Raw genomic sequence first — 742 nt, forward strand, 5'->3', positions numbered from 1 at the left:
GAATCATTTTATGCTCTTTTAATTTTGCCTTGAAACTTCTAGAAGTATATTGAAACCCTCTATCGCTATGAAATATAATACCCTTGGTATTTTTTACTATTTTTAACAGCTTTGTCAAGCGTGTTAAATACTAATTGCTTATTATTTGAACTACTCAATTCATAGCTTAAAATAGTTTTACTACCTAAATCATAAATCGCACTTAAGTATACTTTATTGCCATTTTTTAATTTAAATTCAGTCACATCAGTTAACCATTTCTTGTTTTTCTTAGTTTCATTAAATGATCTATTTAAAATGTTTTGTGCAGTAACTTCAGGAGTAAAAGGCTTATAACGTTTGGTTTTACGACGTATAATAGATTTTAATTTTAATTGTTTCATTAATCTATAAACACGCTTATGATTTACACGTTTATTTAATTTAAGACGGATATAGATATAAATGCGTCTATAACCATAAATACCTTGATATTGGTGATAGATATCGTTGATATCTTCCATTAATGTATTATTTTCAATCTCTCTCTTAGAGGTTTTTCTATTTGTCCATTTATAATAACTTGATCTATTTATTCCTAAAACACTACATAACCATTTAATTGGATATTTATTTTTTAGCGCTTTGATCGTTTTGTATGACGTGATTTGTTTACTTTTTGATTCATCATCTCTCTTTCGAATTCTCTCCGCTTTTTTAAAACCTCATTCTCCATTTCTAAATATTTATTTCGTTCTTTTAA

Annotated in this window: 1 pseudogene; it reads right to left on the bottom strand. The window is 26.4% G+C overall.

Going from position 1 to position 742, the window contains the following annotated elements:
• A pseudogene (locus CD135_RS11720) lies at positions 1-742 on the bottom strand (IS3 family transposase); the annotation flags it as partial.

This window comes from Mammaliicoccus lentus (assembly GCF_002902755.1).
Classification (GTDB): domain Bacteria; phylum Bacillota; class Bacilli; order Staphylococcales; family Staphylococcaceae; genus Mammaliicoccus; species Mammaliicoccus lentus.